Below are 21,974 nucleotides of genomic sequence, written 5' to 3'. Positions count from 1 at the left end.
TAAAATAATTAAAATATTCTGGTATCTAATCTCGTGCTGTTCTGAGCCCCTTAGGGGATCCTGTAAGACACTTACTTCTTTTCCACTTGTCCTTTCCCTACCCGACTTAACAGATTCAATAACATCTCTATATTCTGGTCAAAGTCGATAACTATTGTAATTTATAGTATTTATCCCGAACAGCTGCAAATGTTGGAGAAGCAGCTGTAATAAACACAACTAATTGTGAAATTATAATCCAAAATATTAATTGAATGGACTGTGAGGATATCGCTGCTATTATCCCTGTAACAACCCCTAGTATATGACTGAGGGGCTGAACCCATTTTTTCTTCCAGCTTGACGAAAAACTAGTTCGTTCAGAAAAATACAGTTCAAACACATCTTTGAGAATCAAATAAAGCGCAAATCCACCTACTGCTGCGGAATTTGACTCGATATATGTGGCATCAGCAAGGGTGAGCACAGTAAGCAATACTATGAGAAAAACGCTATCCGCTAAGAACTTAGTTCTCCAAGAAAAAGATCTGATTGGATATTTTCGGTAGCTATTATAGATCCAGACTACATAATTGCCCCAAATTATAAATAAAATTCCGCCGACGATTACAAGTATGTTCTTATCTATTAACATGCCAGAGATCGTTGCTATCAGCCCGCTAAAAAGCAATAGAACGAAGATAGTTTTTCGTAATGTATTGAGTGTTGATGTTGACAATTTTGCCTGTTGCTTAACGAATGGGGACTTTATGTATTCTTTCAAACGTACTCCCTGATGTTCTAACCAATGTGGAGTTTCAGGTGTTTCTTTTTCATCATCCTCTATGGCTTTGTCTAACTCTTTTTCTAAAGCCTTGATAGCGGTCTCCCTTAAACCCTGGAGTATTTTTACTGAATTTTTAAATGAATCGATTGCAGAGGTCTCTTGATGCAAATCTCTGTCTGCCTCTACTATCTTTTCACACGCTCGTCTTTCTTGCTTTGTAATTAGAGCATCACTATAATATGATATAACTGGTTCAATTTCATCCTCTGAAAGTAGTCCAATATCACTTAGGTTAGACTCATACGTAGAAGTGGGAATGAAATCATGATGGATATAAAAATAAACTCCTGTACTGCTATTAAGCATATCTAAGGCCACGTCCAACCGGTTTGTAGACTGAAGTTCCGCTAAAAGTGCATTACGAAGCTTTTCTCTTTTTTTGTTCTTTTCGAGTACCACACGTAAATAGGCTACCGATAGGGCTGCAACTGCACCAATGAAAGCAGCTAGAACATTACCAAGCCCAATTTTGACCATATATAAACAAATAACCCAAATGTTAAAAATATAATGGGTTCAGAGGATGAATTCGTACCTCGGAAACAGGGCCTAAACTCACGCTTCATCAAGAAAACTCCATTATTGCTTATCCTCTTGCGCTTAGCACTGGTCGTAGTGCTGGCCGAGAATAGTGTGAGACGTTCGCTCAATCGTCAACCACGCGCGGTGGTACATCTTGTTGGAATCGAGTGTGATTCAGATGGTAGCAGTTAAAGAGAGAAGTGTGGAACAGATGAATACTGTGAATCGACCGATTTAGGTACGTTAATGTGGCTACGGAGGGTTTCGCGTACAGATTGACCTGAAGATGTACTGTCGGATTTCAAAGAATGTAACCGTCCCGTCCTCAGTTCCTCTGGAGAATTTCCTCAATCATGTCAATATTAGACAGGCGTTCTTCTTTGAGATGACCAAGTGCAGCATCACTCTTATCCCCGTGCTCAAAGAAAAAGAGGAAGTCGTCATGCGACCAATCCGAAGATTTGTTCACGTAGAGGATAATAAGCGCCTCAACCATGTCCTTTACTGTATTTGTATCATCTGTCGTGATCTCCACCGACTCGCCCTCATGAACCAACTTATTTCGTTTCTCGCAGATTTTCGACTGACTGACTACATTCGATGTTCTGGCAACTGTTCTAGCACGTTGAACAACTGTTGACGTTGTATCGGTCTCTGAAGTAAGAGTCAGACTTTCAGCTGCCCGCCAATAGTTAAGAAACGCGTCCTCGGCTTCCGTATCAGTTACTGCATCCTGGAACGAGTGGACGGCTTTGACAAGCCGGTTCTCCATTGTATCTCGATTATCGCTCAAAGGCGGGATGTCATCAAGATAGTTGTCATATCGGTCAGCCTTGTGTCCGAATAGTTTCACCGATTTACGCGGAGTTGGATCCCTACTATAGGAGAAATGAGAGTACTTGTTATCTTCGAAGATAAGGTAGACAAACGGCAACCGTAAATCCATCCACCTCGTGTTCCAGATACTGCTATTCATCTGCATTCCCTCAAGCTGGTTACGGCTAAGTGCGAAATTGATCCGACCAAGCAGAAATCTGAGAACCGCTATACATCTGTCAGTTGCGTATTCGTTATCTAGTGCCTCAATCTCGACCATCCAGTACGTTTGACCACCTCGATCGAGCTGATTTGGCGAATCCTTAAACCATTCTTCGAGCTTATTTCTGTCGCCAATCACATCCGATTTTTCGGCCTTTTCTTTCTCACAATCATACGCCCAGTTAGAACACGTTTCCCACACATCATCTGTGAGGGCCTCTACCGTCTCGCCGAGAACTCGGTATTCGTCGGGGTGCTCAATATCGTCGTATATCACGTTGAGCGGAAATACGATATTGTATGTAGACCGGTCTTGTGTCCCAAGATAGCGATGGATGTCATCCATCTCTGACCAGAATACATCAGCAGTATCACCGTCACCCGTTTTCGCTTCCCAGATAGCTCCCTTGATTTGCCTTCGTAGACCTCCCTCGCTTAGTTGAAACTGGTCTAGTTCAACGTTAATCCGCTCAATGATGGCACTCACTGTTTCTTCGAGTTGCCCTTCGTCAGTGGAGCTGTATTGATATCCGTCTCCGTGCTTCGAGGGTTCTAAACACTCAGCAGCGTCTTGCACAAGCTCTTCCTTTGTCGGCTCTCTAACGTCAATGTCATGGTAATCTAGAATTTCGCGAAGGGTTTCCGGTGCAGCGGAGAGTTCTATCGCTGCCTCGATCAGGGATATGTCCTTTGTCATGTAATGGCCAAGGACTTCGTGCACTTCGGAATCGGTCGCCGTCTTTATCTTGTCAAACATCTTGATAGGCTCCAGTAATATTTCCTATAGATGGTCTTGTAACTACTGGAGCGATGCGCACCGGAGCAGAAAGCAAACATCTAGCAGTACATTCGAAAATACCCAGGTCACTACGGCGGAAACTGAACTCCTCGGCTACCTTGGTTCCGCTGGTTAAAACTATGGTATTCTCACCGATAGCTTCGACTGGGACGTAAACGCGATTGCAGAAGAATACAACGGTCGTGTCGCACTCGACTCAATTGTTGGCACACAGGATTTGAAGTCCGTCGTTCGATACATCGTCCAGAAGTAGGGGGTGGTGGTTTATTCAGATCTTACGGGACCGCCCAATTCGAAAGGTATTTTGGCGACGTTTTCCAGCAATTCGGCCATCACAACATCCAACGGGCCACTGGGGGACTCTCTGTTCCACGACCTCTACTCTGAAGTTCTCGTTGGCGAAGACGACTATTACCAGACAGCGTTAACATACAGATCGTTGATACTTTAGATGGTATGACCAAAGCAGAACGGACGTCATTCGCTGCACTTCTCCTCGATCGGTTGGCGCTCGTTTGATTGATACGCGATCGGGACATCCTGGAGATCGATCCCACCAAAGTGGCGACGGAGCAACGACGGTCTAAACCGGTTCCAAGGCTTGTTCTACGAAACGTGTCTCCAAGGCCGTGTAAGGAAAACTAAGGAGTCCCATGTGTATCGACAGATGTTTATGTGATACTGAGAATCCAAATATCCGATGGGTATCGGAGAAACGATAATTAACAGCATTCAACTGATCTACGGGATTATTTCAGAATTCTTCGTTCCACTAGGTCCCCCTATCATTGTATCACTACTGACAGCAGTAGTATCTGTCCAACTTACGTTCTGGTACCACGACCACCGTGACCGGCGGAACGCACTAAAGGCGTTTCAGTCGGAAATCCATCTCAACGACAAAGAAACGGAGATGATGATTCACGACATCTTCAAGAAGCGAAATGGGTTTGAGGATGATTCTAATACGCGTAACACAGTTCGGTTGGCCATCTCCGGGTACGAGACATTGAAGAATTCTGGAACCCTCACAAGAATGCCTGAGCGGGCCAAGAAGAGTATTCGCTCGTACTACACCATACTTCGTCTCATCAATCGGACTCTCCAGCAACGAGAGGACGTTCGCTATAACCTTCCTTCATCAAAGCGAGACCACGCCATCGAGACTGTTGATAGTCAACTCCTAACTAATATCTGCACGATATGTGGCCCAACTCGGTTGGAACTGGTGGCAGACAGACTCAAAGACAACGACGAAGTCGAAGGGACACTGAGAGAGTACTCTAATAAAAAGGCCGGGCGTGATTTGGGTGGCATTCCCATCTATGGTGACTACGAGGAAGTATCACACCATATTTCGAATGAGCTTGAATCCTTGAGAATTCTCCCTCACTGGACCGATTTGAAAGAGAAATTATTCGGGTATTGAGTGATTCCAACTCTGAGTTGGCGACTACTCCAACAATATCTATATTTATTTTACTTAAAAAGTAGTTAAAATTAAATTTAGTTGGATTGAATGAAGACAGAATATATGAACTGTTGAGTTCATAATAGAGGTTTCACGAGACATCAATTGGCGTCCTAAAATATTCTCTCTTTTGACATCAATTGCCAAACTTATTGGTCCTTCCATGGCTCATCGTTTTGCGGGTGAGATGGTGATCGGTAACGGAACCCCGCAAATTTCGATGAAAAAGTCCTCCAGTCTTCACCATCTCGCTTTTCTTCCATTACGAACCGATCCTCAAGACAATCAACAACAAGACGATATGGTTTCCCTTTTGGGTATCGATTGCTGGGTGGACTTCGAAGGTAAACGACTACACGGTCACTACCACCATTTCGGGATTCACGCTCTACGTATTGAACTTCAAAACGCGTAGGTTTTTGAAGCGTATACAGAGCTCCGTTCTCTTCGATACACGCCAATTCGCGGTACATATCTTCCGCTGTCTTCGTAATTTCTACCATTGTCAATTACTAAACTTCTCACCACTATATAATTATCTTTTATTGATTTCTTAGGCTCACTCTGGCCGAATCCAGATCACACGACGCGCCTCGGGCTTCTTCTTGCGAATTTCGTCGCTCTCATGGAGCCGAGTGAGAACGTTATACGCCGACCGTCGTGACCACCCAAGCTCGTCCGCGATCTCGCTCGTCATGTAGGGTTCGAGTGGCTGCATGACCTCTAAGACGGCCTCTTCAGTGTGCTCTTGGACATATTCCCCGCTCTCATTGCGTGGCCTCTCATCGTTCTCTGTCATTTAGGTGAGTTTGGATGGCGCTGTCCAAAAATGGCTATCTCCTCTGCATTTTTATTGTCAGGTCTACTATTTTATCCGCGAGAAAACTAAGTATAGGTGTAAGAATGGCTTCGATAGTATTCATTGTAATCAAAAATAAAATTGGCCCTGCCACAAATGTGAATACAGATATTTGTACACAGAATAAAATTAATAATACTGGATCGTTTATTGCTGATGGAGATTCTGGGATGATTTTTGGTAATATCGGAAGCAATCTAATATATTCAAAAAGTATTGGTGGCATTTCACCAAAAAGACTTTTGTAGGTAACGATTATTGTCAGTGGAGCTATAATCGCTTCATATATAAATGAAATAATAAACCCGAAATTACGTTCTATGTGATAAGCAAGCAGTTCCCCTGATTCACTAGATATTCTGGGAAAAAAGATGGAATTTTGAAGCCCAAAATACAAGGACAGCATCATAATCCATCCAATACAAAATAACAATAACTGTGTACTACCAGATATATAATACAAATATCCGAATATTAAAGACGGAGTAATTAATATTGATTTTCGCTGACTTTTAATTGCCTCTACTATATCCAAACTTAAACATAACATATATGACTATACTTGTCTGCATCATATGAAAATTTGTCGTTGTCCATAAAAGCGTATATTGAATTGTCTCGCTGTCATAAAATTGCAGCGGCGTCCTAATAATTTTTACAAATCTATGTCGAGATTCTAACTCCATCCTCACTCCGTCCACACCGCTGGTATTTGATTGTCATCTCGTGCAACCACTTGCCGCCGAGCCCAGACGTATCGTGGCCCTCGTCGCTCCGTTTCATCAACTGTTGACCACCACGGTCGGAGAATCACTTCATCGTGCATTGCACACCAATGCTGTTTGACTCCCTACGATTTGTACTCTCCACCACACACAGGACACTCAACGATTGATGCACGACTCTTCTTGCATTCTCTGACCGCCTTGAAATCGCTCATACCGGCTTACTCTCTTCACAGACGATCTCCCGGAGCTCTTCGAGTTTATCGGGTCGATGCTCGGCAAGCACAGCAATATCCTTCGGAAGCTCTTCAGTAATTCGCTTACTCACCCGATAGACGGCCTGATCACGCTGTTGGTTCGAGGGATCGCTTTCACCGCTGATATGCTCTCGATCGGTCTCCGTCATGATCGCTCGATATCGACTCATTGCATGCGGTTTCTGATTCAACATAGTTCAATCTATGCACCTCTGCCTACTTCAATCATATGCACTAATGCAAAGTCGGTAGCTTTACTATGCATTAGTGCATAGTTTAGCGTAGGAAGAACGGTGCTCTCGGGCGTGTAGAAACGCGCCGGGTGCGCCAACACCCGGCACCGGTCTTCCAAATACCACTCTGGAAAGACCATGTCAACGAAAACGCCTAGTGGACTTGAAGCTGACGAGACGGCACAGAAACGCGCACAGGCCGAACAATTTGCCTTCGATGTCGATGCCCCGGACTCATCGACATCACCAACGAAAGCCACGAGAACTCCGCAGACCACCAGTACACCGTCTCCATCGACGATGTGACGTACGAACTGCTGGCCTGCACCTGCCCGCATCACGTCTACCGGAACACCCACGACCATCACATAAACACGGACTTCTTCACCACCCCATCCCCGGATCGGCGGCAGCTTGCCGGACCCAGGAAGCGACCTGCTCCTCGTTTAGTGTGTCTGTCTTCTTCAGGTCTAGGGCCTGTCTCACCGGAGCTGTCCCGCTAGGCGGCTCTGGTTCAAGATACGATTCACACACGAATGACAGTTTCACGTGTTTCGAGAACGCACTGAATGACGCGAACCATCCCTGGTCCTCGACGCCATAGAACGGCTGGTGGTACCTCACGGCACGGCGCACATCGGGCACTTCACGTTGGATGATCTCGTCGAATCGTGTCGCAATCTCACGCTTCCACCCCGGCAGCGCTGCAATGTATGCCTTCACCGCTGAGGATCCATCAGTATCATCATTCCTCCGTGCCGCCTGGTACCGTTTACGCCGTTCCTCCCATTCTTCCTGCGTCGGAATCTGGTCCGACAGCTCGATTTCTCGGAAGTCTTCGTCCACGATGGTTTTCTTCCCCTCTCGGCCTGCTATCGCGGTCACGACCAAGATTGAGTCTGGTTCTTCGGATCCAGAAACCAGGTCAAAGTCCATCCGCAACGTATCTCCCCGCCAGTGACGAGCGAAGCCAACCCAGCCATCAGGGTGGTTGTCTCGGGTGTCTTGCTCAACCCGGAACAGACCTATCAAGGCTGGAATAGCGTCGGCACCCCATTGGAGTCCCCTATCCAACTCCGTGAATTGAACCCCCTCGTCGTGGTCGGTCTGGTAATAGGGTGCTCTGATTGCTCGGTTCGCCATCACGAGTTCGTTGACCCGCTGAGCCGTAAGTGGGGTGGACACGCTCATACTCACTAAGATGTGGTATTGAAGTATCAATATTTTCTTGGTATGTCGCTATCGTCCGATCAGCAGTGTAAGATACGCGCTCTGTATTCAGCACGCCTCTCGAAACGGATCATCGCATAAGAATTTCTCGAACCATTGTTGAACTACCACTGTTTCATCCTAACCGCATCTGCACCCCACCGAGCGGTCACCGCCGGAAACTCTGACTCGCGCATCGCCGTCAGAACAGCGTCCTCAGTCGTTTGCTCCGCAAATCGCCCCTGCTCGTCCTACTGTGTTTCCGATGTGGACTCGTGTAGCGATTCCGGATGTGATTCGAGATACTCATTGAGATCGAAGTGCTCGAGCGTTTTGAGTGCAAGAAATCCCGCACCAAACAAGGCGAACAACCCGATGATATCGAGTCCTGCGCCGAGTTGGATGTGACCGTACCAGTCCGCGACCCTGCCAAGGAACCACCCCGTTGCGCCGATTAACGTGAGTGGTTGGAACCACGGCGTTTCTTTGATAGCCTCGATGCACGGGCATGTGAAACTCATTCTTCGTCCTCACCTGTATCTGGATACACGATTTCGCGGAGGCCCTCAAGTAGGTCAGTGTTATGTTTCTCAAGGATGTCGACATCTGTGGTGACCATAGATGCTGTATCGCTTTCTGCCGGTAAATCTATTCTTGGTACAGAGAAACTACTCTAGTAATAGTCTGCGATGCCGTGATTTAACCGGTATCCCGCAAGTAAGTCTATTATCGTTCTATTTTCCGATACACAACAGATATTACTTCTATCTCCTATTTTTGATCAATGCAGTATTTCAAAACGGACAAAGGGACCTGCACTCTTACCGATGGTTCACTTCTCATTGAACAGCGCTGGAGGACGTGGATTATTCGAGGAATTCAATATGAGAAGTGGTGGTTTATTCTCCTCTTCATTGGTTTTGGATTGATGGGAATTGCTATCATTGGAAGTGGTCACTTCACAGTAGCTGATTTACTAAAAGTGAGCAAATTATTTGGGCAACTCGTTCTTCTAATTCTGCTTCTTGCACTCCCGCTCGTTCTGTTTGGAATGATAAAGAACCCGCCGACGATTAGGGGATCTCTTAGCTCAGAACGGACCATCCCAATCGAAGTGATCTCAGGTGTTACAGTGAAGAAGGTGATTTTCACTCATTCAATTCAGATTCACTACCGGGACGACGGGACCACAAAGACTGTTCCTCTCACGTTCCTTCCGCATATGGATGAAGAGCGAAAGCGAGCGGTTGATATCTTTCGAAGGAACGACATCCCCTTGAATATAGAATGAGTTAATCGCCACTCTCGAATCCCTTACACCACTTCAAACGTGTTCTTACTGTCAGACCGCAACTCCGACAGAGTTCATATTACCCGATGCGCTTCGAGCTTCTTTTTTGCGAATCTCATCATCGTCTGCAGGCCTATTCACAACCAGATCCGCTGTATAATATGACCCTCGAGCTCCGCCGCAATTCCACTCGGCATAGAAGATGTCAGTATCGAAAACCCGTGAGGATTATTGGGTGCACATGAACGCTTCTCACGGGTGTCGGGAAAGAGCTAACCACTTCAACCACACCCATAGGGTGATTGCCCCGACAAACGGTTGTATACCTCCCGATTGAATCAGTTTTTTTGGCTGCGTACTTGTGCAATTAAAGCGAGGTTTATTTGTATATATACTGTTTATTTATCGTACACGATATCCGGCCGCGACATTCTCGACTATATCTGCAACCTATCGAACAGTCACCACTGGAAACTCGGATTCACGAATCACCCGAAGAACATCGTCATCAGTGATCCGAATTACTGGTCCTCTTCCGACTATTTTACCGCTGTCTTTTTGTAGTATTCTACCGTCTGAACGCTTGTATGGCTGATTTGATTGTCAAATCCGCAGTGAAAGACCAGCTCGAAGGACAGAATGTGGCCAGCGACTTCTACGATGCACTTGATGAAGAGGTCGCAGAAGTCCTCGACAATGCCGCCCGCCGAGCCGAAGAAAACGATCGAAAAACCGTCCAAGCACGCGATTTGTAGCGATTCATCGCCTCTTTTGGCGCCAATCCTGTTTGTGTTCGTTGCTACGCACAGAACCCACATTCTCAAGTGATGAACAACCCGTTCAATCGGCCATGAGGTCAAAGCTCGTGCACGTATATTAGCGGAGGGTATGGCTGCCATTTACCCCATCCTCTCACTGTTGCTCACGTTCGCACTTGCCCTGCTGATCATTCGAATCGGTTCAATTGCCCTTCGGATGACCGGCGTGTCACCCGACATTGCATCCTTCCAAGCCGCCTCTGCATTTTCGGGCGCGGGATTTACGACCGAAGAATCAGAAGTGATCACCGCGACACCTGGACGACGTCATATCGCCAAACAACTCATCCGCTTCGGAAGCCTCGGTCTCGTGAGTGCCATCGCCTCACTCGTTCTCTCGTTCACGAACGCGAGCGGTGGAAATCTCACTGGGCTCATCTATATCATCAGTGGGGCAGTCCTTCTGATCCTACTCGCCCGAAGTCAATGGCTCAACCACCTTGTCACTCCTCTTATCGAACGAGCACTTAGCCGGACGACTGATCTCGAACTCCGAGATTACACCCAAGTACTCGGGCTCCAAGACGACTATCGGGTTGCTGAGCTCGATACAGAAACAGACGAATGGCTGACTAGCGGTACCTTAGCCGAATTGGATCTCCCAGCCGAAGGGGTTCGTGTGCTCGCGATTGATCGTGCTGATGGCTCATACATCGGGGCACCAGGGCCGGATACCGAAATTCGCCCCGGCGACACGGTTGTTCTGTATGGACAAGAACATCGCTTGCAGGAACTATCGGAGCGTGATGCCGACGACACCCAGGCACATGAAGCGGGAATCGAAGATCACGAACAACAACTCGAAGTACAGGAACAAGATACCGAGAGTGAAGCCTAATTACTGTCTGCACGACACACAATACTCACCAATAAATCATCCAGCGAGAGCCTTTCTCGGACTCCAGACCAAACTCACTCTGGAAAGTGGATATCCGCAGGCACACGAGTCAGCCCGAGTGTCGTGAAATCCCGATCAAGGGCAAAAACCGACCGGAACAAACGATGAACGGAATAAGCGAACTGACTCCTATTTGTACCGAATCTCTTTCTATCGCTGCACCGATTACAGGATATGTTCACCGAGCTGGCTTCAAACATATTCGTTCTCTCAGAACCGTTATCATTCTACGGGCTCCAGATCGGTCGGAATATGGTTGTTGTCCGGCTTCCGAATGGTGATTTATTCGTTAACTCTCCAGCGTCATTATCCGATGACCGAATTGCGGCACTGAACGATCTCGGGACAGTGAGATATGTGACACCATCGAGTAAACTCCACGGTCATCTCCACATGGAAGACTACAAATATGCATTTCCAGACGCTGAGTTATTCGCTGCACCTGGCCTTGATCGTCGCCGTACAGATCTTGTATTCGATGGTCTTCTTGGTAGCACCCCTGACGAACGCTGGGGTGATGTCATCGACCAGGCGGCGTTCCTTGGCGCCTTTTGGATTACCGAAATCGAATTCTTTCATCGACCAAGCAAGACACTGATCATCGGTGATATCTGCTACAATCTCGGGCCGAAAACTCCGCTCAAAACAAGGCTTGCCACACAGCTTCTCGGCATGTATGGTGATCTATCTGTCCCCCTCGATCTTCAGCACATGATGAAGAATGAGGCCGCAGCACGCCACTCAATCGACCGGATCCTTGAGTGGGACTTCGAACGAGTTATTGTCGGTCACGGCAACGTTGTCGAGCACAATCCAAAGCGAAGATTTCGTGCGGCGTTTAATTGGCTTTACTGAACGAGTATCTTCGAATTCTGCATAATGGTTGACCTCTAAATATTTCTACTTAGTGCTTGTAGTGGTCTGCTGTGGAGAGTTTCAGGACGAAACGAGGGAGGTGTTTTTTCTCCGAAAGTGAGCTGCGACTCGAGGAGAGCTACACTGACCAATTGAAACACTACTATGAGGAAGCGAAGGCCTCGACCCGCGGACTCGTTCTCACCGCTCTGATGATTGTCTACGTCGTTTGGATGGCCAATTTCATCCTCTTCGAAAGACGAGAGTCCTTTGCGTACTTTTTGGGGTTCTTTGTGATTATCGTCGTTCTCGCCTATGTCGTGGATCATCTCCGGGGATTCCGACGAGTCAATCAACTCCCTCTTGATTCGATTACTGCCGTTGAGGTGATCGAAGGCTCGTGGTGGACGCATCCTCGGTTTATCATCGAGTACCAAAATGGCGATCAGATCAATAAGCGACGTATTCGACTGCCTTCCAGATACTTCACATTCACCGAACAAGAGTTCGAACACGCAAAGGAGCTGTTTCGTTCACACGATATTCCCCTTACTGGCGATGTTGATCGGTCCGATACCACTCAGTCGTCTCCAGTAAAACAATAACGAAGACAAAGTCGTATCGCTGAAAACGCTAGTCTTCAAGATCGGCAACGTGCGCTGCAACAGCCGAAAGACTCTCGGCTGCAACACCATTTTCTCGCGCTTCAACCCGCTCACGGGCGCTCCGGATATACTCTTGAGCGTCGATGTGCGCGGATTCGTTCTTGCTCATACCACTAATTCGGAACTGAGGAACCATAACGATTGGGTCACAGTCGACTTGCGAAGACGCGTTTCCCATCATCTCTCTGCGTAAGCAACTCCGATGCCCCTGCTCGTTGGAGATAGTCTGTTGCAAACTCCTTCCAGACGTGGTCATGCTCGACGGCATAGTACGCCCACGGATCGTCAACATCGAGTGGATATGTCTCGAACGAGATAACAACATCGTTCTTTCTGCGAACGCCAGTAGCGCCCAACGACTGAAGAAACGAAAAGAGGGCTGCTTTCCGTCGGACCGTGAGGATTCGCTTTGAGTCGCGAATGTACTCATTTGCCCATGTTGTCCAGTCGTCTCCTTGATTCGTTTGTGGAATGTCGGAAAACGTGTGAAACGTCCGTGCGTACAATTCGAAAAATGCGATCGACGTTCGATGGTTCGCATTCGGAAGGCCGTGGGACCGAATGAGTTCCGAGATAAGACTCCCGCCGACAGTCGGGATCAATTGCTTCCATGTTACTGCCTCAATGGCATCTGCAATGTTCGTCGGTTCAAGCGGCTTGTACCACTCAATTTCTTGGTCGTCGCTAATTTGGTCGAAAAGACTGATGACAGTATCGACGATATCGCGTGTGTCAGCACTGTAATCTGATAGATCGGGACCTTCGATCTCCTCTTCTTGCGCTTCTGCAAGCGTGTAGACCCCATATACATCATCGTCCAATTCGAGGAGCCGAAGAACAGCTGGTTCATCACGGCTCTGTAGATCCTCTTGTGCTTCTGATTCAGACGGGTGAACATACGAAAGCGAATAGTAGTTCCCATCGACGTTGAGATGATAAGGAACGAGAGTCATTACCGACTCGTACACAGAGAAGAGGCTTAATATTCAGGGAGACATTCGTCCCGCCTTACGGCAATAGACCAGCGGATTTTTTGCGATTGTTGCCATCGTCCACAAACCCATTTAAAACCTCATACGCCGTCCGACGTGGCCACCCAAGCTTCTCCGCAATCTCACTCGTCATATAGGGTTCCAGCGGTTCCATGACTCCGAGTACATCTACTGGCTTCCATTCCTGAATGAACTCGCCTCCCTCTCCTCTCGTCGTCACTCGGTTGTTCTTCTAGATTTGATGCTGGTGCCAATGTTAGTATTGTATACTAACATCGAGCTACTCCCAAACCCTGACCACTCCTATGACTTCCTCACTTCGTCTGGCGTACCATTGGCCCAACAAGCAGAAACAACCCAGCAATCACCAGACAAAGCGTACCAGCAAATAGAAGCAGAGAGCCAGTGTGTCCATTACACCCGTCGTGCCAATACACAGCCATCTTTTGCAAATCAACTCCTGTAATCTTGGCTCGACTGAATTCAATGCCTAAAAAATCGGGGTTAAAACCATCACATCCCACCACAGTACTACTAGTAAAAAACGTCAGAGGCATCAGTCCGATTCCGAGGGGGACAAGCAAGAGACCGATGAGACGCCTCGAGAGGGGTGGCATACAGAGTATACTCTTGGTTCATCATAAAGCGGTAGCAGAGACTCAAAACCAATTTTGAATCTCGGTTCCTGCACAGCACGTCATCGAAACGGGAAGCCTCGTCCACAACGTGCGAAGCGCGTAGGGTGGGATAGTTCACGTAAAAGGGCTAAGCAGTCCGAGCACCTATACTATGTATGGCAACCGGTATCGACACCATCGAGTTCCTGGCCCGGTCGCCCCACCGTGTCGGAGTCCTCGAAGCATTGATGGATGGATCGACCGACCGTCGGGACCTGTGCGAGATCACTGGAGCCTCATCTCCGACGGTTGGTCGGGTGCTCGCCGACTTCGAGAACCGCCAGTGGATCGACGAGATGGCCCGACGTACGCACTTACTCCCCTTGGGGAATATGTCGGCGACCGGTTCTTGGCTCTCCGAGACGCGATGGAGATCGAACAAAAGCTCCGTGATGTCTGGCCGTGGCTACCACACGAGATGCCGGGGTTCAGCGTCGACCTATTCGCCGATGCGGTGGTCTCATTCCCCGGCCCGGGATACCCGTACGAACCCGTTGAGCGACTCGGACAGCTCATTGCGTCGACCTCGTCAATGCGCGGGTTCGACAGTATCGTCTACAAGTCGAGCAACCTCGAGACTGCCTGCCGAGAGATTCTCAATGGAATGCAATTTGAGTACGTGTTCACACCAGAATCTCTGGAGGGGACGTTTACTTGGAACCCCGACCGGATGTTGGAGGTCGTTGCCTGCGAAAATGCGACTGTCCTCGTCCACGATCATCTTCCTGACGGCGACCGATGCGGCCTCGGTATCGTGGACGACCGAGCTGGCATTTGCTGTCACGACGTCAAGACCGGGGCACTGGTGGCGGTTATCGATACCGATGCGACAGAGGCCCGCGAGTGGGCAATCTCTGTCTTCGACCAGGTTCGGAAGGAGGCGACGCCGGTCGACCCAACTTGGGATTTCACCACCTGAAATCCTGCACACGGCATCATGACGACCGTTCGCCGCCAATACTCACTGAGGGACCAGGACATGACCGAACGTTACGAGACCGTCGTTATCGGTGGCGGTCAGGCCGGGCTCGCAACCGGGTACTACCTGCAGTCACGCGATCAGGACTTCGTCATTCTTGACGCAGGCGACCGTGTTGGAGATCCGTGGCGAAAACGCTGGGACTCACTCCGGGTGTTCACGCCAGCCCGTTTCACCAGCCTGCCGGGAAAGGCCTTCCCGGGATCGCCATCCGCATTTCCTGGCAAGGACGCGGTGGCCGACTACCTCGAGAGCTACGTCGAACACTTCGACCTGCCCGTCGAACTCGGCGTTCGCGTCGATGGCCTCAAGCGCAATGATTCGAGCTACCTACTCACTGCAGGCGACCGGCAGTATGCAGCCGACAACGTTGTGGTGGCAATGGCGAGCTACCAAATCCCGACAATCCCTGACTTCGCGGACGAGCTAGCCGACGACGTCGTCCAGCTGCATTCGAGCGGCTATCGCAACCCCGACCAACTGCAGGACGGCAGTGTGCTCGTCGTCGGTGCGGGGAACTCCGGTGCCGAGATCAGCATCGACATCGCCGACGAACACGAGACGTGGCTATCAGGTCGGGACGTCGGCTACGTTCCGTTCCACGTTAACTCAAGATTCGGCCGACATATTGGGGTTCCGTTCGTGATGCGCGTACTCTACCATCGAGTGCTTACCACTGACACGCCCGTCGGCCGCCGTCTGCGACCAAAGCTACTCTCCCAGGGTGGTCCGTTGATTCGAACCAAGCCACAGGACTTGGCCGCTGCGAGCGTCGAGCGAGTGCCCCGGATGACCGATGTCCGCGACGGCCGCCCTGTGGTCGGTGATGACCAGATCCTCGACGTCACAAACGTCATCTGGTGTACGGGGTTTCAGCCTGATTTCTCGTGGATCGATCTCCCCATCTTCGATGGCCAGGCGAATCCCAAGGAACCCATCCACGAACGCGGTGTCGTCTCTGATGCTCCTGGGCTCTACTTCGTCGGTCTATTCTTCCTCTACGCGTTGACGTCGTCGCTATTCACCGGTGTCGGCCGGGATGCAGAGTATGTCGTAGACCATCTTACGTCGCGGCCACGCCCCTCTCGCACTGATCGACTATCGGCTTAGACTGATTGCAAACAGCTGAACTGACCACCACTTCAGCTGTTTTTATCCATGGTACGTCAAGTGACGGTCCCGGATACCACTGCCTAACGAACACTGGCCGAGTACACAAATCCTGCTGCCGTTGACGATGACGTATAGAGCGTATACAATCATCTTCCAACGATTCCAGCGAGGGCGGTACCGATTCCAAAACCTGGTTGACCATCAGTAGCTGATGTTTCCGTTGTGGTCATTCTACTGTTCGATGTGGTTGACGTCTTTTGGTTTGACAGTGAAAGAGGGACCTACTGTTTCGTGTGACCCCTACTGATTCGGATTAGCCAGCATGGAACGAAGAGGATCCAGACACATTGAGATAAGGATGTCGCAGAGTCCTCCCTCGCTTAACCGTCGAAAATTCCTCCAAGCGACCATTGTTTCGAGCACTGTACTTGGAACTACCTCGACGGCAACGGCCAGTCAATCGCACGGTTCTTCCCACTATACCCTCGAACAGGACGGGAAATGTATCCCTATCGAACCGCTCTCAAAGGGACTTCCTGTGAAGAAATTTTACGACTTCCGGACGCCGTTTACTCATCCATCATCGTTCAGGTACGCTTCTTTCGGGACGACGAACCTTCAACAGAAGAATACGAGCATCCTCTTTCTTTACGAGGGACCGAAAGGACTGAGTCTCGTCGTGGTTCACGATAAAAAGGGCGTTGGCTCGGGAGGTGCGGTTACGTTCCGGATTACGAATCTCCCCGCAGACGGAGATATCGCTGTCAAAGACGACAAGTACCCCCTCCAGACGAACTACGACCAGTGGAATCTCTCGAAATACCGCAATTCGGACGGAAAGAAAGTGGCGACCCTCGAAGCCAGTTGGGCGCACGGTAAAAAACGCACAGATGGGATGGCCTATCGAGGATTGGGAGACGATTTCGAGTTTACCATCAATCCCGAGTTCAACCAGAAAGCCATCCTCTCAAATGACACCCATGGAGAGATCAAGCGATGGGAAGTTCTCTCAGGAGACATAAACAACCCCACGCGGACGAAGCTGAATATGAACAAACCGGTTACAATCTTGTCGGGGTCGTGCCAGCCGAAGACGACAACACAGCAAACGACCAAAACGACACAAACAACGCAGACAAAAACGAGTAGCAACCAAGCTACGACAACCGAGAAACAAGCAACGAAGAGTACGAACAACAACCAATCCGTCTTCGGACAGCTCTGGAACGACGTGAGTTCGGCGTTCCATTCGATCGAGTCCTTTTTCACTAGTCTATTCTGATCACAATCTCTCTTTCAAGGTAATTACTTTCATCACGATCGAATGCGCTGAGTGGTTACTGCCGGGAATTCGAACTTGAGAAATCCTCGAAGCATGTCGTTATCACTCGTATTCTCACCCTCCGGGAGGGGCGGGTCCATCGACGATATCGTCGGCCCGATGCCGTTCATCGCCCAGCAGAGCATGCTCGACGAGGCGAATGCTCCTGGTCTGCGAAACTACTGGAGGACTCCTCTTGTCGACCCGCTACCCGATGAGGCGATTGATGTCGTCGTGGAGCGGTGCCAAGACCTCAGGTCACCATACCCAGATTGTGCTTGAGTACCTGGGCGGAGCAATCGTCAGGGTCAATCCGGACGCGACCGCGTTCCGAGCTCGGAACGCATCCTTCTCGTTCAACATCTTCCCTCGGTGGGAGAACCCCGGTGAGGACGCCGAACACATCGCGTGGGCCCACAGCTTCTACGAGGCGATCGTGCCTTACGCGACCGAGAGCGTGGCGCCGAACTTCCTCAGCGACGAGGGGGACAGCGCGTTCGGGTGGCCTACGACGAAAACTACGAGCGCTTACAGGAACACAAGGACGAGTATGATCCCGACAACATCTTCCGGGTGAACCAGAACATCGAGCTCACGAATTGAAGATCGGTCACAACCACCTCCACCGCTGATCTCTTTCAAAAAAGCATTGATATTTTCACTCGCTGATCTCTATTTCTGCGAGATTTTCACCTGCATCGACTTCCGCTTCGTTCTCCACGAAAATTTGGGTGATAGTCCCCGATTGTTCAGCCGTGATGTCGTGGAAGTTCTTCATCACTCCGACGAGACCGATAACGTCTCCTGCTTCGACAGAATCCCCTTCTGTGGCGAAGAGATCTTCGTCCGGGTCCGGACGACGATAAAACACGCCGGGCATGGGGGATTGGATTGTGATTCTTTCAGACATTATTCGCTCTCCATTGTACCATCTGTATCGATACTCCGGATACGTTTGTATATGCTTCGTCCGGTGGAGTGTCGTGAATGGGATCCATTCGATAATCGTGTCATTTGATTAGTGTGGATTGTATCGCGTCGAGTCGTTCGGTGTGTTCGGTTCGTGCAGCAAGCGCCTCGTCGATGGTCACAGCTTCGAAGGAAAACGACTGATGGGTACGATGCTGTGCGAGACGGTTTCGGTCGGGGCTGATCACGGTCCCAATCGTCGCATAGCCACCACCGGTCACAGCATCTCGCATCAGAACGATTGGCTGTTCTGGGACTTGAATAGACCCGACTGGATAGCCCAGATCGACGACGTTTGAAGGGTCAGTCCCCGCGCCGAACGGCTGTTCCCGCTCGATAAATTCGAGGTCGATTCCCTCCACACGATACCCGACACGATCTGCCTCCGGGGTCACAGTCCACTCGGCCTCCAAGAACTCTGCTTTGCTTTCGTCGGTGAGGCGATAGTCACACAGCCCCATTACGACCCGGATTGGGTCCATATCACTGTATACCGGCCGGAGTTCCTCGGGCACCCGTCTCTTGTCCTGTGCCGAATCGTCACCCACGTTCCCGATTGGGAGTGTATCACCGCTTTCGAGTGATCTTCCCTCGTGGCCACCAATTCCGATAAGCGTGTAGGTCGACCGACTCTCCATCATAAGTGGCACATCGATTCCACCGGCGACGGCGAGATAACTCCGTGCACCCTCAGTGGAAAAGTTGAACGAGAGAACATCACCAGCACTGATTTGATGTGATTCCCAGTTGTCGACCGGTTCGTCGTTTACCGTCGCATCCATATCGGCACCGGCTATCGCGACGACGGTGTCCTCTTCGAATTTGAGATCTGGTCCTTGATACGTGATTTCCAGCGTTGCTTCGTTTTCACCGTTACCGACGAGGTAATTTGCAACCTTGTGGGAGAACAAGTCCATCGCCCCGGAGGGGGGCATCCCGATGTGATAGTGTCCGAATCGGCCGAGATCTTGGACTGTAGTCGAGATCCCAGGTTCTAACACTTCGATCATTCGTACAGCACCTCCACAAGTTCCTCGTTGTACGATTCCGGATCCTCGAAAAATTCCTCGGGTGAAAACCTGACCGGTTCATACTGATATTCGAACGTCCCATTGTCGATCTTCGTCCGAATGCGATCGTACTCACCACGGTCTATCTCTCTGAATTTCATGATGTCTCCGGGCTGTGGGAATACCATCGACTCCGTGAAGTCGGGTAGCTCCTGCTCGACATCCAATACTTCGACAGGGGTTCGACCAAATAGCTGATAGCCGCCAGCACCCTGGACCGGATAAATTGCCGTGAACGCCCCTCCATAGCCGATCGCTCGGCTTGGGGTGTCGGTTCTCGGTTGAACGTATTTCGGAACTTCGATCTGCTCATCGCGGGGGACCATTTGGAATGTCCACGGGAGACCCGGTACGAACCCGATCATCGTCACCATATGCGGCGCCCCAGCGTGCGCATCGATGAACGCCTCTGGTGTGTCGAACCCGTTGATACGTGCCGAATACTCCAAGTCGGTCGCGTCCGGGTCTTGATGGTTGTCACGGAAACGCATCAGCGTTTCATGTGTCCATGGGTCGTCATAGAGTATGGGAAAGTCAATGATGCGAGTCTCCCACTCGTATTCCGAAAGGTGTATCTCCCGGTCGAGGTCTTTCAGCTTCGCAATGAGTGTGTCCGGCTCGATCAGATCTGGATCGAAGTGAAGCAGGTAGGATGCGTTCGCAGGACACACTTCGATAAGTCCGTCCAGATCCATCTCTCGAATCTGTTGGGTAATCGCCATCGCCTTGAAGTTGGCGTCGAAACTCATCTCCTGGTCTAACTCGACGAAGATGTGGTCGTCACCGCCGTATTCGTACCGTGGTGACGGTAACTCCGTTCGTTGGATTTGCGATCCAGCCATGGTATAAACAAACACACCCCATGCGGTACCGTATAGTTATCGCCGGGTAGCAACTCAGTGGAATCTGCTTTGGAGAAAGTAGTCCGCTGAAAGACGTGTGGGCGACTTCGGTATTATATGCCGCGGGACCAATACCCATACACAATGTTTGATCGTGTAATGGTCGCGAATCGTGGTGAGATTGCCGTCCGAATCATTCAGGCTTGCAATGAACTCAATATCGAGTCGATAGCCGTCTATAGCGATACGGATGAAGATGCACGCCACGTTCGCCTCGCGGATGAAGCGTACCACATTGGCCCTTCGGTCGCCCGCGAGAGCTATCTCAACCAAGAGTCGCTCCTCGACGCTGCTCGACAAGCGAACGTCGATGCCATTCATCCGGGGTATGGATTCCTTGCCGAGAGCAAATCGTTCGCTTCAGCAGTCGAAGATAGCGATTTCGTCTGGGTTGGTCCTCCAAGTGAGGTTATGGAACAGTTTGGTGAAAAAACAAAGGCACGGAAAATAATGCGACAAGCTGACGTCCCGATCGTCCCTGGAACCACGGAGCCGGTCACAGACGTCCAAGAGATATCTCGATTCGCGCACGAACACGGGTACCCAATCGCAATCAAAGCCGATGGCGGGGGCGGCGGTAGGGGTCTCAAAGTCGTCCATGAAGGGGACGAAATTGAAGAGCAGTTTACGAACGCGAAACGAGAGGGCGAGGCTTACTTCAACAACTCGAACGTGTATGTCGAACGCTACCTCGAAAATCCACGACATATCGAAGTCCAAATTCTGTGTGATGAACACGGTAACGTCCGGGATCTTGGCGAGCGCGACTGCAGTATCCAACGACGACAGCAGAAACTCATCGAAGAGACACCCAGTCCAGCATTGACCGAGACAGAGCGAGAGAACATACGGAGTGCAGCGCGCAAAGGGGCCGCTGAAGCAAACTATGTGAACGCTGGAACGGTGGAGTTTCTGTACGAAGATGGTGAGTTCTATTTCCTCGAAGTGAATGCGAGAATCCAGGTCGAACATCCAATCTCGGAGATAGTCACAGGACTCGATCTCGTCCAGTGGCAACTCAGAGTGGCTGCAGGAGACCCACTCACGTTCGAGCAGGCAGATATCCAATCCCGTGGGACTGCGATGGAATTCCGCATCAACGCTGAAAACCCATCTAAGGAATTTGCACCGATGCCAGGGAGACGGTCGACCGATATCGACAACCGCGTGGCATTGGAACCCGTGTCGACGACGGAATCGACGAAGGTGACAAAATCAGTCCCTACTACGACTCCCTTATCGCCAAGTTCATCGTCTTCGCAGAAGATCGACCACACCTCCTCCAACGAGCGAGACGAGTGCTTCAGGAGGCTGAAATCGAAGGCGTTCCGTCCACCATTCCATTCCATTTAGCGATGCTTGATGACGATGCCTTCCACAACGGCGACTATTCCACGAAGTACATTGATGAGGTGTTTACCATGCCATCCGAGGAAGCGGAGTGAGAAGACGAGATTCGTCAAACACGGGACAAAACCGCTGAAC

Annotated in this window: 22 protein-coding genes and 1 pseudogene; 11 read left to right on the top strand and 12 right to left on the bottom strand. The window is 49.9% G+C overall.

The window, feature by feature from the left end; translation table 11 throughout:
* Positions 1-151 precede the first annotated feature (151 nt).
* On the bottom strand, positions 152-1,303 hold the full coding sequence (locus A4G99_RS25380) for a hypothetical protein (protein ID WP_150123177.1): 1,152 nt from the start codon (positions 1,301-1,303) through the stop codon (positions 152-154).
* Positions 1,304-1,673: 370 nt separating this feature from the next.
* On the bottom strand, positions 1,674-3,143 hold the full coding sequence (locus A4G99_RS19955; protein ID WP_066147506.1) for a HEPN domain-containing protein: 1,470 nt from the start codon (positions 3,141-3,143) through the stop codon (positions 1,674-1,676).
* A gap of 742 nt (positions 3,144-3,885) precedes the next feature.
* On the opposite strand from A4G99_RS19955, the gene A4G99_RS19950 reads away from it, so the two are divergent.
* Complete coding sequence (locus tag A4G99_RS19950; protein WP_066147503.1) at positions 3,886-4,614, top strand: hypothetical protein; 729 nt, start codon at positions 3,886-3,888, stop codon at positions 4,612-4,614.
* Positions 4,615-5,215: 601 nt separating this feature from the next.
* Here A4G99_RS19950 and A4G99_RS19945 read toward each other — a convergent pair.
* The 5 genes from A4G99_RS19945 to A4G99_RS19930 form a co-directional block, all read right to left on the bottom strand.
* Positions 5,216-5,455, bottom strand: coding sequence for a hypothetical protein (locus tag A4G99_RS19945; protein ID WP_066147500.1), 240 nt, complete (start codon positions 5,453-5,455; stop codon positions 5,216-5,218).
* Positions 5,456-5,489: 34 nt separating this feature from the next.
* Positions 5,490-5,924, bottom strand: coding sequence for a hypothetical protein (locus tag A4G99_RS25375; RefSeq protein WP_150123176.1), 435 nt, complete (start codon positions 5,922-5,924; stop codon positions 5,490-5,492).
* A 527-nt stretch (positions 5,925-6,451) separates the two neighbouring features.
* Positions 6,452-6,646 (bottom strand): hypothetical protein, encoded by a 195-nt coding sequence (locus A4G99_RS19940; RefSeq protein ID WP_223302054.1) that lies wholly within the window; start codon positions 6,644-6,646, stop codon positions 6,452-6,454.
* Between the two features lie 468 nt (positions 6,647-7,114).
* Entirely contained in the window at positions 7,115-7,921 is an 807-nt protein-coding gene (locus A4G99_RS19935; RefSeq protein WP_066147751.1) for a DUF1801 domain-containing protein, read from the bottom strand.
* A 269-nt stretch (positions 7,922-8,190) separates the two neighbouring features.
* Positions 8,191-8,460 carry a hypothetical protein gene (locus tag A4G99_RS19930; protein ID WP_066147498.1) on the bottom strand — a complete coding sequence of 90 codons (270 nt, stop codon included), beginning with the start codon at positions 8,458-8,460 and terminating at the stop codon, positions 8,191-8,193.
* Positions 8,461-8,723: 263 nt separating this feature from the next.
* Between A4G99_RS19930 and A4G99_RS19925 the strand changes: the two genes are divergently transcribed.
* The 5 genes from A4G99_RS19925 to A4G99_RS19905 all read left to right on the top strand — a co-directional run bounded on the left by A4G99_RS19925 (position 8,724) and on the right by A4G99_RS19905 (position 12,406).
* Complete coding sequence (locus A4G99_RS19925) at positions 8,724-9,230, top strand: hypothetical protein (protein WP_066147496.1); 507 nt, start codon at positions 8,724-8,726, stop codon at positions 9,228-9,230.
* Between the two features lie 587 nt (positions 9,231-9,817).
* On the top strand, positions 9,818-9,985 hold the full coding sequence (locus A4G99_RS24610; RefSeq protein ID WP_082837949.1) for a DUF1931 domain-containing protein: 168 nt from the start codon (positions 9,818-9,820) through the stop codon (positions 9,983-9,985).
* A 133-nt stretch (positions 9,986-10,118) separates the two neighbouring features.
* The gene (locus A4G99_RS19915) at positions 10,119-10,886 is read left to right on the top strand and encodes a TrkA C-terminal domain-containing protein (RefSeq protein WP_066147494.1); all 768 of its coding nucleotides are present in this window, start codon (positions 10,119-10,121) and stop codon (positions 10,884-10,886) included.
* Positions 10,887-11,120: 234 nt separating this feature from the next.
* Positions 11,121-11,801, top strand: coding sequence for a DUF4336 domain-containing protein (locus A4G99_RS19910; protein WP_066147492.1), 681 nt, complete (start codon positions 11,121-11,123; stop codon positions 11,799-11,801).
* 233 nt (positions 11,802-12,034) lie between these two features.
* The gene (locus tag A4G99_RS19905) at positions 12,035-12,406 is read left to right on the top strand and encodes a hypothetical protein (RefSeq protein WP_150123175.1); all 372 of its coding nucleotides are present in this window, start codon (positions 12,035-12,037) and stop codon (positions 12,404-12,406) included.
* 28 nt (positions 12,407-12,434) lie between these two features.
* Here the strand turns inward: A4G99_RS19905 and A4G99_RS26170 are convergent, their stop codons facing one another.
* Both A4G99_RS26170 and A4G99_RS19900 read right to left on the bottom strand, forming a co-directional pair.
* Complete coding sequence (locus A4G99_RS26170) at positions 12,435-12,575, bottom strand: hypothetical protein (RefSeq protein ID WP_190303829.1); 141 nt, start codon at positions 12,573-12,575, stop codon at positions 12,435-12,437.
* A 37-nt stretch (positions 12,576-12,612) separates the two neighbouring features.
* Positions 12,613-13,419 (bottom strand): hypothetical protein, encoded by an 807-nt coding sequence (locus A4G99_RS19900; RefSeq protein WP_150123174.1) that lies wholly within the window; start codon positions 13,417-13,419, stop codon positions 12,613-12,615.
* 999 nt (positions 13,420-14,418) lie between these two features.
* Between A4G99_RS19900 and A4G99_RS19895 the strand changes: the two genes are divergently transcribed.
* From A4G99_RS19895 to A4G99_RS29975, 4 genes are all read left to right on the top strand, one after another.
* Positions 14,419-15,054 (top strand): winged helix-turn-helix domain-containing protein, encoded by a 636-nt coding sequence (locus tag A4G99_RS19895; protein WP_223302053.1) that lies wholly within the window; start codon positions 14,419-14,421, stop codon positions 15,052-15,054.
* Between the two features lie 18 nt (positions 15,055-15,072).
* Positions 15,073-16,224, top strand: coding sequence for an NAD(P)/FAD-dependent oxidoreductase (locus A4G99_RS19890; protein ID WP_223302052.1), 1,152 nt, complete (start codon positions 15,073-15,075; stop codon positions 16,222-16,224).
* A 325-nt stretch (positions 16,225-16,549) separates the two neighbouring features.
* Positions 16,550-17,509, top strand: coding sequence for a hypothetical protein (locus A4G99_RS19885; RefSeq protein ID WP_223302051.1), 960 nt, complete (start codon positions 16,550-16,552; stop codon positions 17,507-17,509).
* A 447-nt stretch (positions 17,510-17,956) separates the two neighbouring features.
* Positions 17,957-18,151: a BBE domain-containing protein gene (locus tag A4G99_RS29975; RefSeq protein ID WP_082837947.1), complete on the top strand. Its 195-nt coding sequence runs from the start codon at positions 17,957-17,959 to the stop codon at positions 18,149-18,151.
* 55 nt (positions 18,152-18,206) lie between these two features.
* On the opposite strand, the gene A4G99_RS19875 is transcribed toward A4G99_RS29975, so the two are convergent.
* The 3 genes from A4G99_RS19875 to A4G99_RS19865 form a co-directional block, all read right to left on the bottom strand.
* A complete protein-coding gene (locus A4G99_RS19875; RefSeq protein WP_066147482.1) occupies positions 18,207-18,458 on the bottom strand; it encodes an acetyl-CoA carboxylase in 252 nt (83 codons plus the stop codon).
* 100 nt (positions 18,459-18,558) lie between these two features.
* Positions 18,559-19,527: a biotin-dependent carboxyltransferase family protein gene (locus tag A4G99_RS19870; RefSeq protein ID WP_066147480.1), complete on the bottom strand. Its 969-nt coding sequence runs from the start codon at positions 19,525-19,527 to the stop codon at positions 18,559-18,561.
* Positions 19,524-20,429: an allophanate hydrolase subunit 1 gene (locus tag A4G99_RS19865; protein WP_066147478.1), complete on the bottom strand. Its 906-nt coding sequence runs from the start codon at positions 20,427-20,429 to the stop codon at positions 19,524-19,526. The genes A4G99_RS19870 and A4G99_RS19865 overlap by 4 nt, the downstream gene beginning before the upstream one ends.
* Positions 20,430-20,573: 144 nt before the next feature.
* On the opposite strand from A4G99_RS19865, the pseudogene A4G99_RS19860 reads away from it, so the two are divergent.
* Positions 20,574-21,934: pseudogene (locus A4G99_RS19860) on the top strand (acetyl/propionyl/methylcrotonyl-CoA carboxylase subunit alpha).
* Positions 21,935-21,974: the final 40 nt, after the last annotated feature.

Source organism: Haladaptatus sp. R4 (assembly GCF_001625445.1).
GTDB lineage: Archaea > Halobacteriota > Halobacteria > Halobacteriales > Haladaptataceae > Haladaptatus.
The sequence above is the reverse complement of the archived record's forward strand: the minus strand, read 5'-3'. Positions and strand labels throughout refer to the sequence as shown.

What these genes read in the sequence shown, in the direction of transcription:
- A4G99_RS25380 (WP_150123177.1), bottom strand. Translation starts at nt 1,303, where the DNA reads ATGGTCAAAATTGGGCTTGGTAATGTTCTAGCTGCTTTCATTGGTGCA.
- A4G99_RS19955 (WP_066147506.1), bottom strand. Translation starts at nt 3,143, where the DNA reads ATGTTTGACAAGATAAAGACGGCGACCGATTCCGAAGTGCACGAAGTC.
- A4G99_RS19950 (WP_066147503.1), top strand. Translation starts at nt 3,886, where the DNA reads ATGGGTATCGGAGAAACGATAATTAACAGCATTCAACTGATCTACGGG.
- A4G99_RS19945 (WP_066147500.1), bottom strand. Translation starts at nt 5,455, where the DNA reads ATGACAGAGAACGATGAGAGGCCACGCAATGAGAGCGGGGAATATGTC.
- A4G99_RS25375 (WP_150123176.1), bottom strand. Translation starts at nt 5,924, where the DNA reads ATGATGCTGTCCTTGTATTTTGGGCTTCAAAATTCCATCTTTTTTCCC.
- A4G99_RS19940 (WP_223302054.1), bottom strand. Translation starts at nt 6,646, where the DNA reads ATGACGGAGACCGATCGAGAGCATATCAGCGGTGAAAGCGATCCCTCG.
- A4G99_RS19935 (WP_066147751.1), bottom strand. Translation starts at nt 7,921, where the DNA reads ATGAGCGTGTCCACCCCACTTACGGCTCAGCGGGTCAACGAACTCGTG.
- A4G99_RS19930 (WP_066147498.1), bottom strand. Translation starts at nt 8,460, where the DNA reads ATGAGTTTCACATGCCCGTGCATCGAGGCTATCAAAGAAACGCCGTGG.
- A4G99_RS19925 (WP_066147496.1), top strand. Translation starts at nt 8,724, where the DNA reads ATGCAGTATTTCAAAACGGACAAAGGGACCTGCACTCTTACCGATGGT.
- A4G99_RS24610 (WP_082837949.1), top strand. Translation starts at nt 9,818, where the DNA reads ATGGCTGATTTGATTGTCAAATCCGCAGTGAAAGACCAGCTCGAAGGA.
- A4G99_RS19915 (WP_066147494.1), top strand. Translation starts at nt 10,119, where the DNA reads ATGGCTGCCATTTACCCCATCCTCTCACTGTTGCTCACGTTCGCACTT.
- A4G99_RS19910 (WP_066147492.1), top strand. Translation starts at nt 11,121, where the DNA reads ATGTTCACCGAGCTGGCTTCAAACATATTCGTTCTCTCAGAACCGTTA.
- A4G99_RS19905 (WP_150123175.1), top strand. Translation starts at nt 12,035, where the DNA reads ATGGCCAATTTCATCCTCTTCGAAAGACGAGAGTCCTTTGCGTACTTT.
- A4G99_RS26170 (WP_190303829.1), bottom strand. Translation starts at nt 12,575, where the DNA reads ATGAGCAAGAACGAATCCGCGCACATCGACGCTCAAGAGTATATCCGG.
- A4G99_RS19900 (WP_150123174.1), bottom strand. Translation starts at nt 13,419, where the DNA reads ATGACTCTCGTTCCTTATCATCTCAACGTCGATGGGAACTACTATTCG.
- A4G99_RS19890 (WP_223302052.1), top strand. Translation starts at nt 15,073, where the DNA reads ATGACGACCGTTCGCCGCCAATACTCACTGAGGGACCAGGACATGACC.
- A4G99_RS19885 (WP_223302051.1), top strand. Translation starts at nt 16,550, where the DNA reads ATGGAACGAAGAGGATCCAGACACATTGAGATAAGGATGTCGCAGAGT.
- A4G99_RS19875 (WP_066147482.1), bottom strand. Translation starts at nt 18,458, where the DNA reads ATGTCTGAAAGAATCACAATCCAATCCCCCATGCCCGGCGTGTTTTAT.
- A4G99_RS19870 (WP_066147480.1), bottom strand. Translation starts at nt 19,527, where the DNA reads ATGATCGAAGTGTTAGAACCTGGGATCTCGACTACAGTCCAAGATCTC.
- A4G99_RS19865 (WP_066147478.1), bottom strand. Translation starts at nt 20,429, where the DNA reads ATGGCTGGATCGCAAATCCAACGAACGGAGTTACCGTCACCACGGTAC.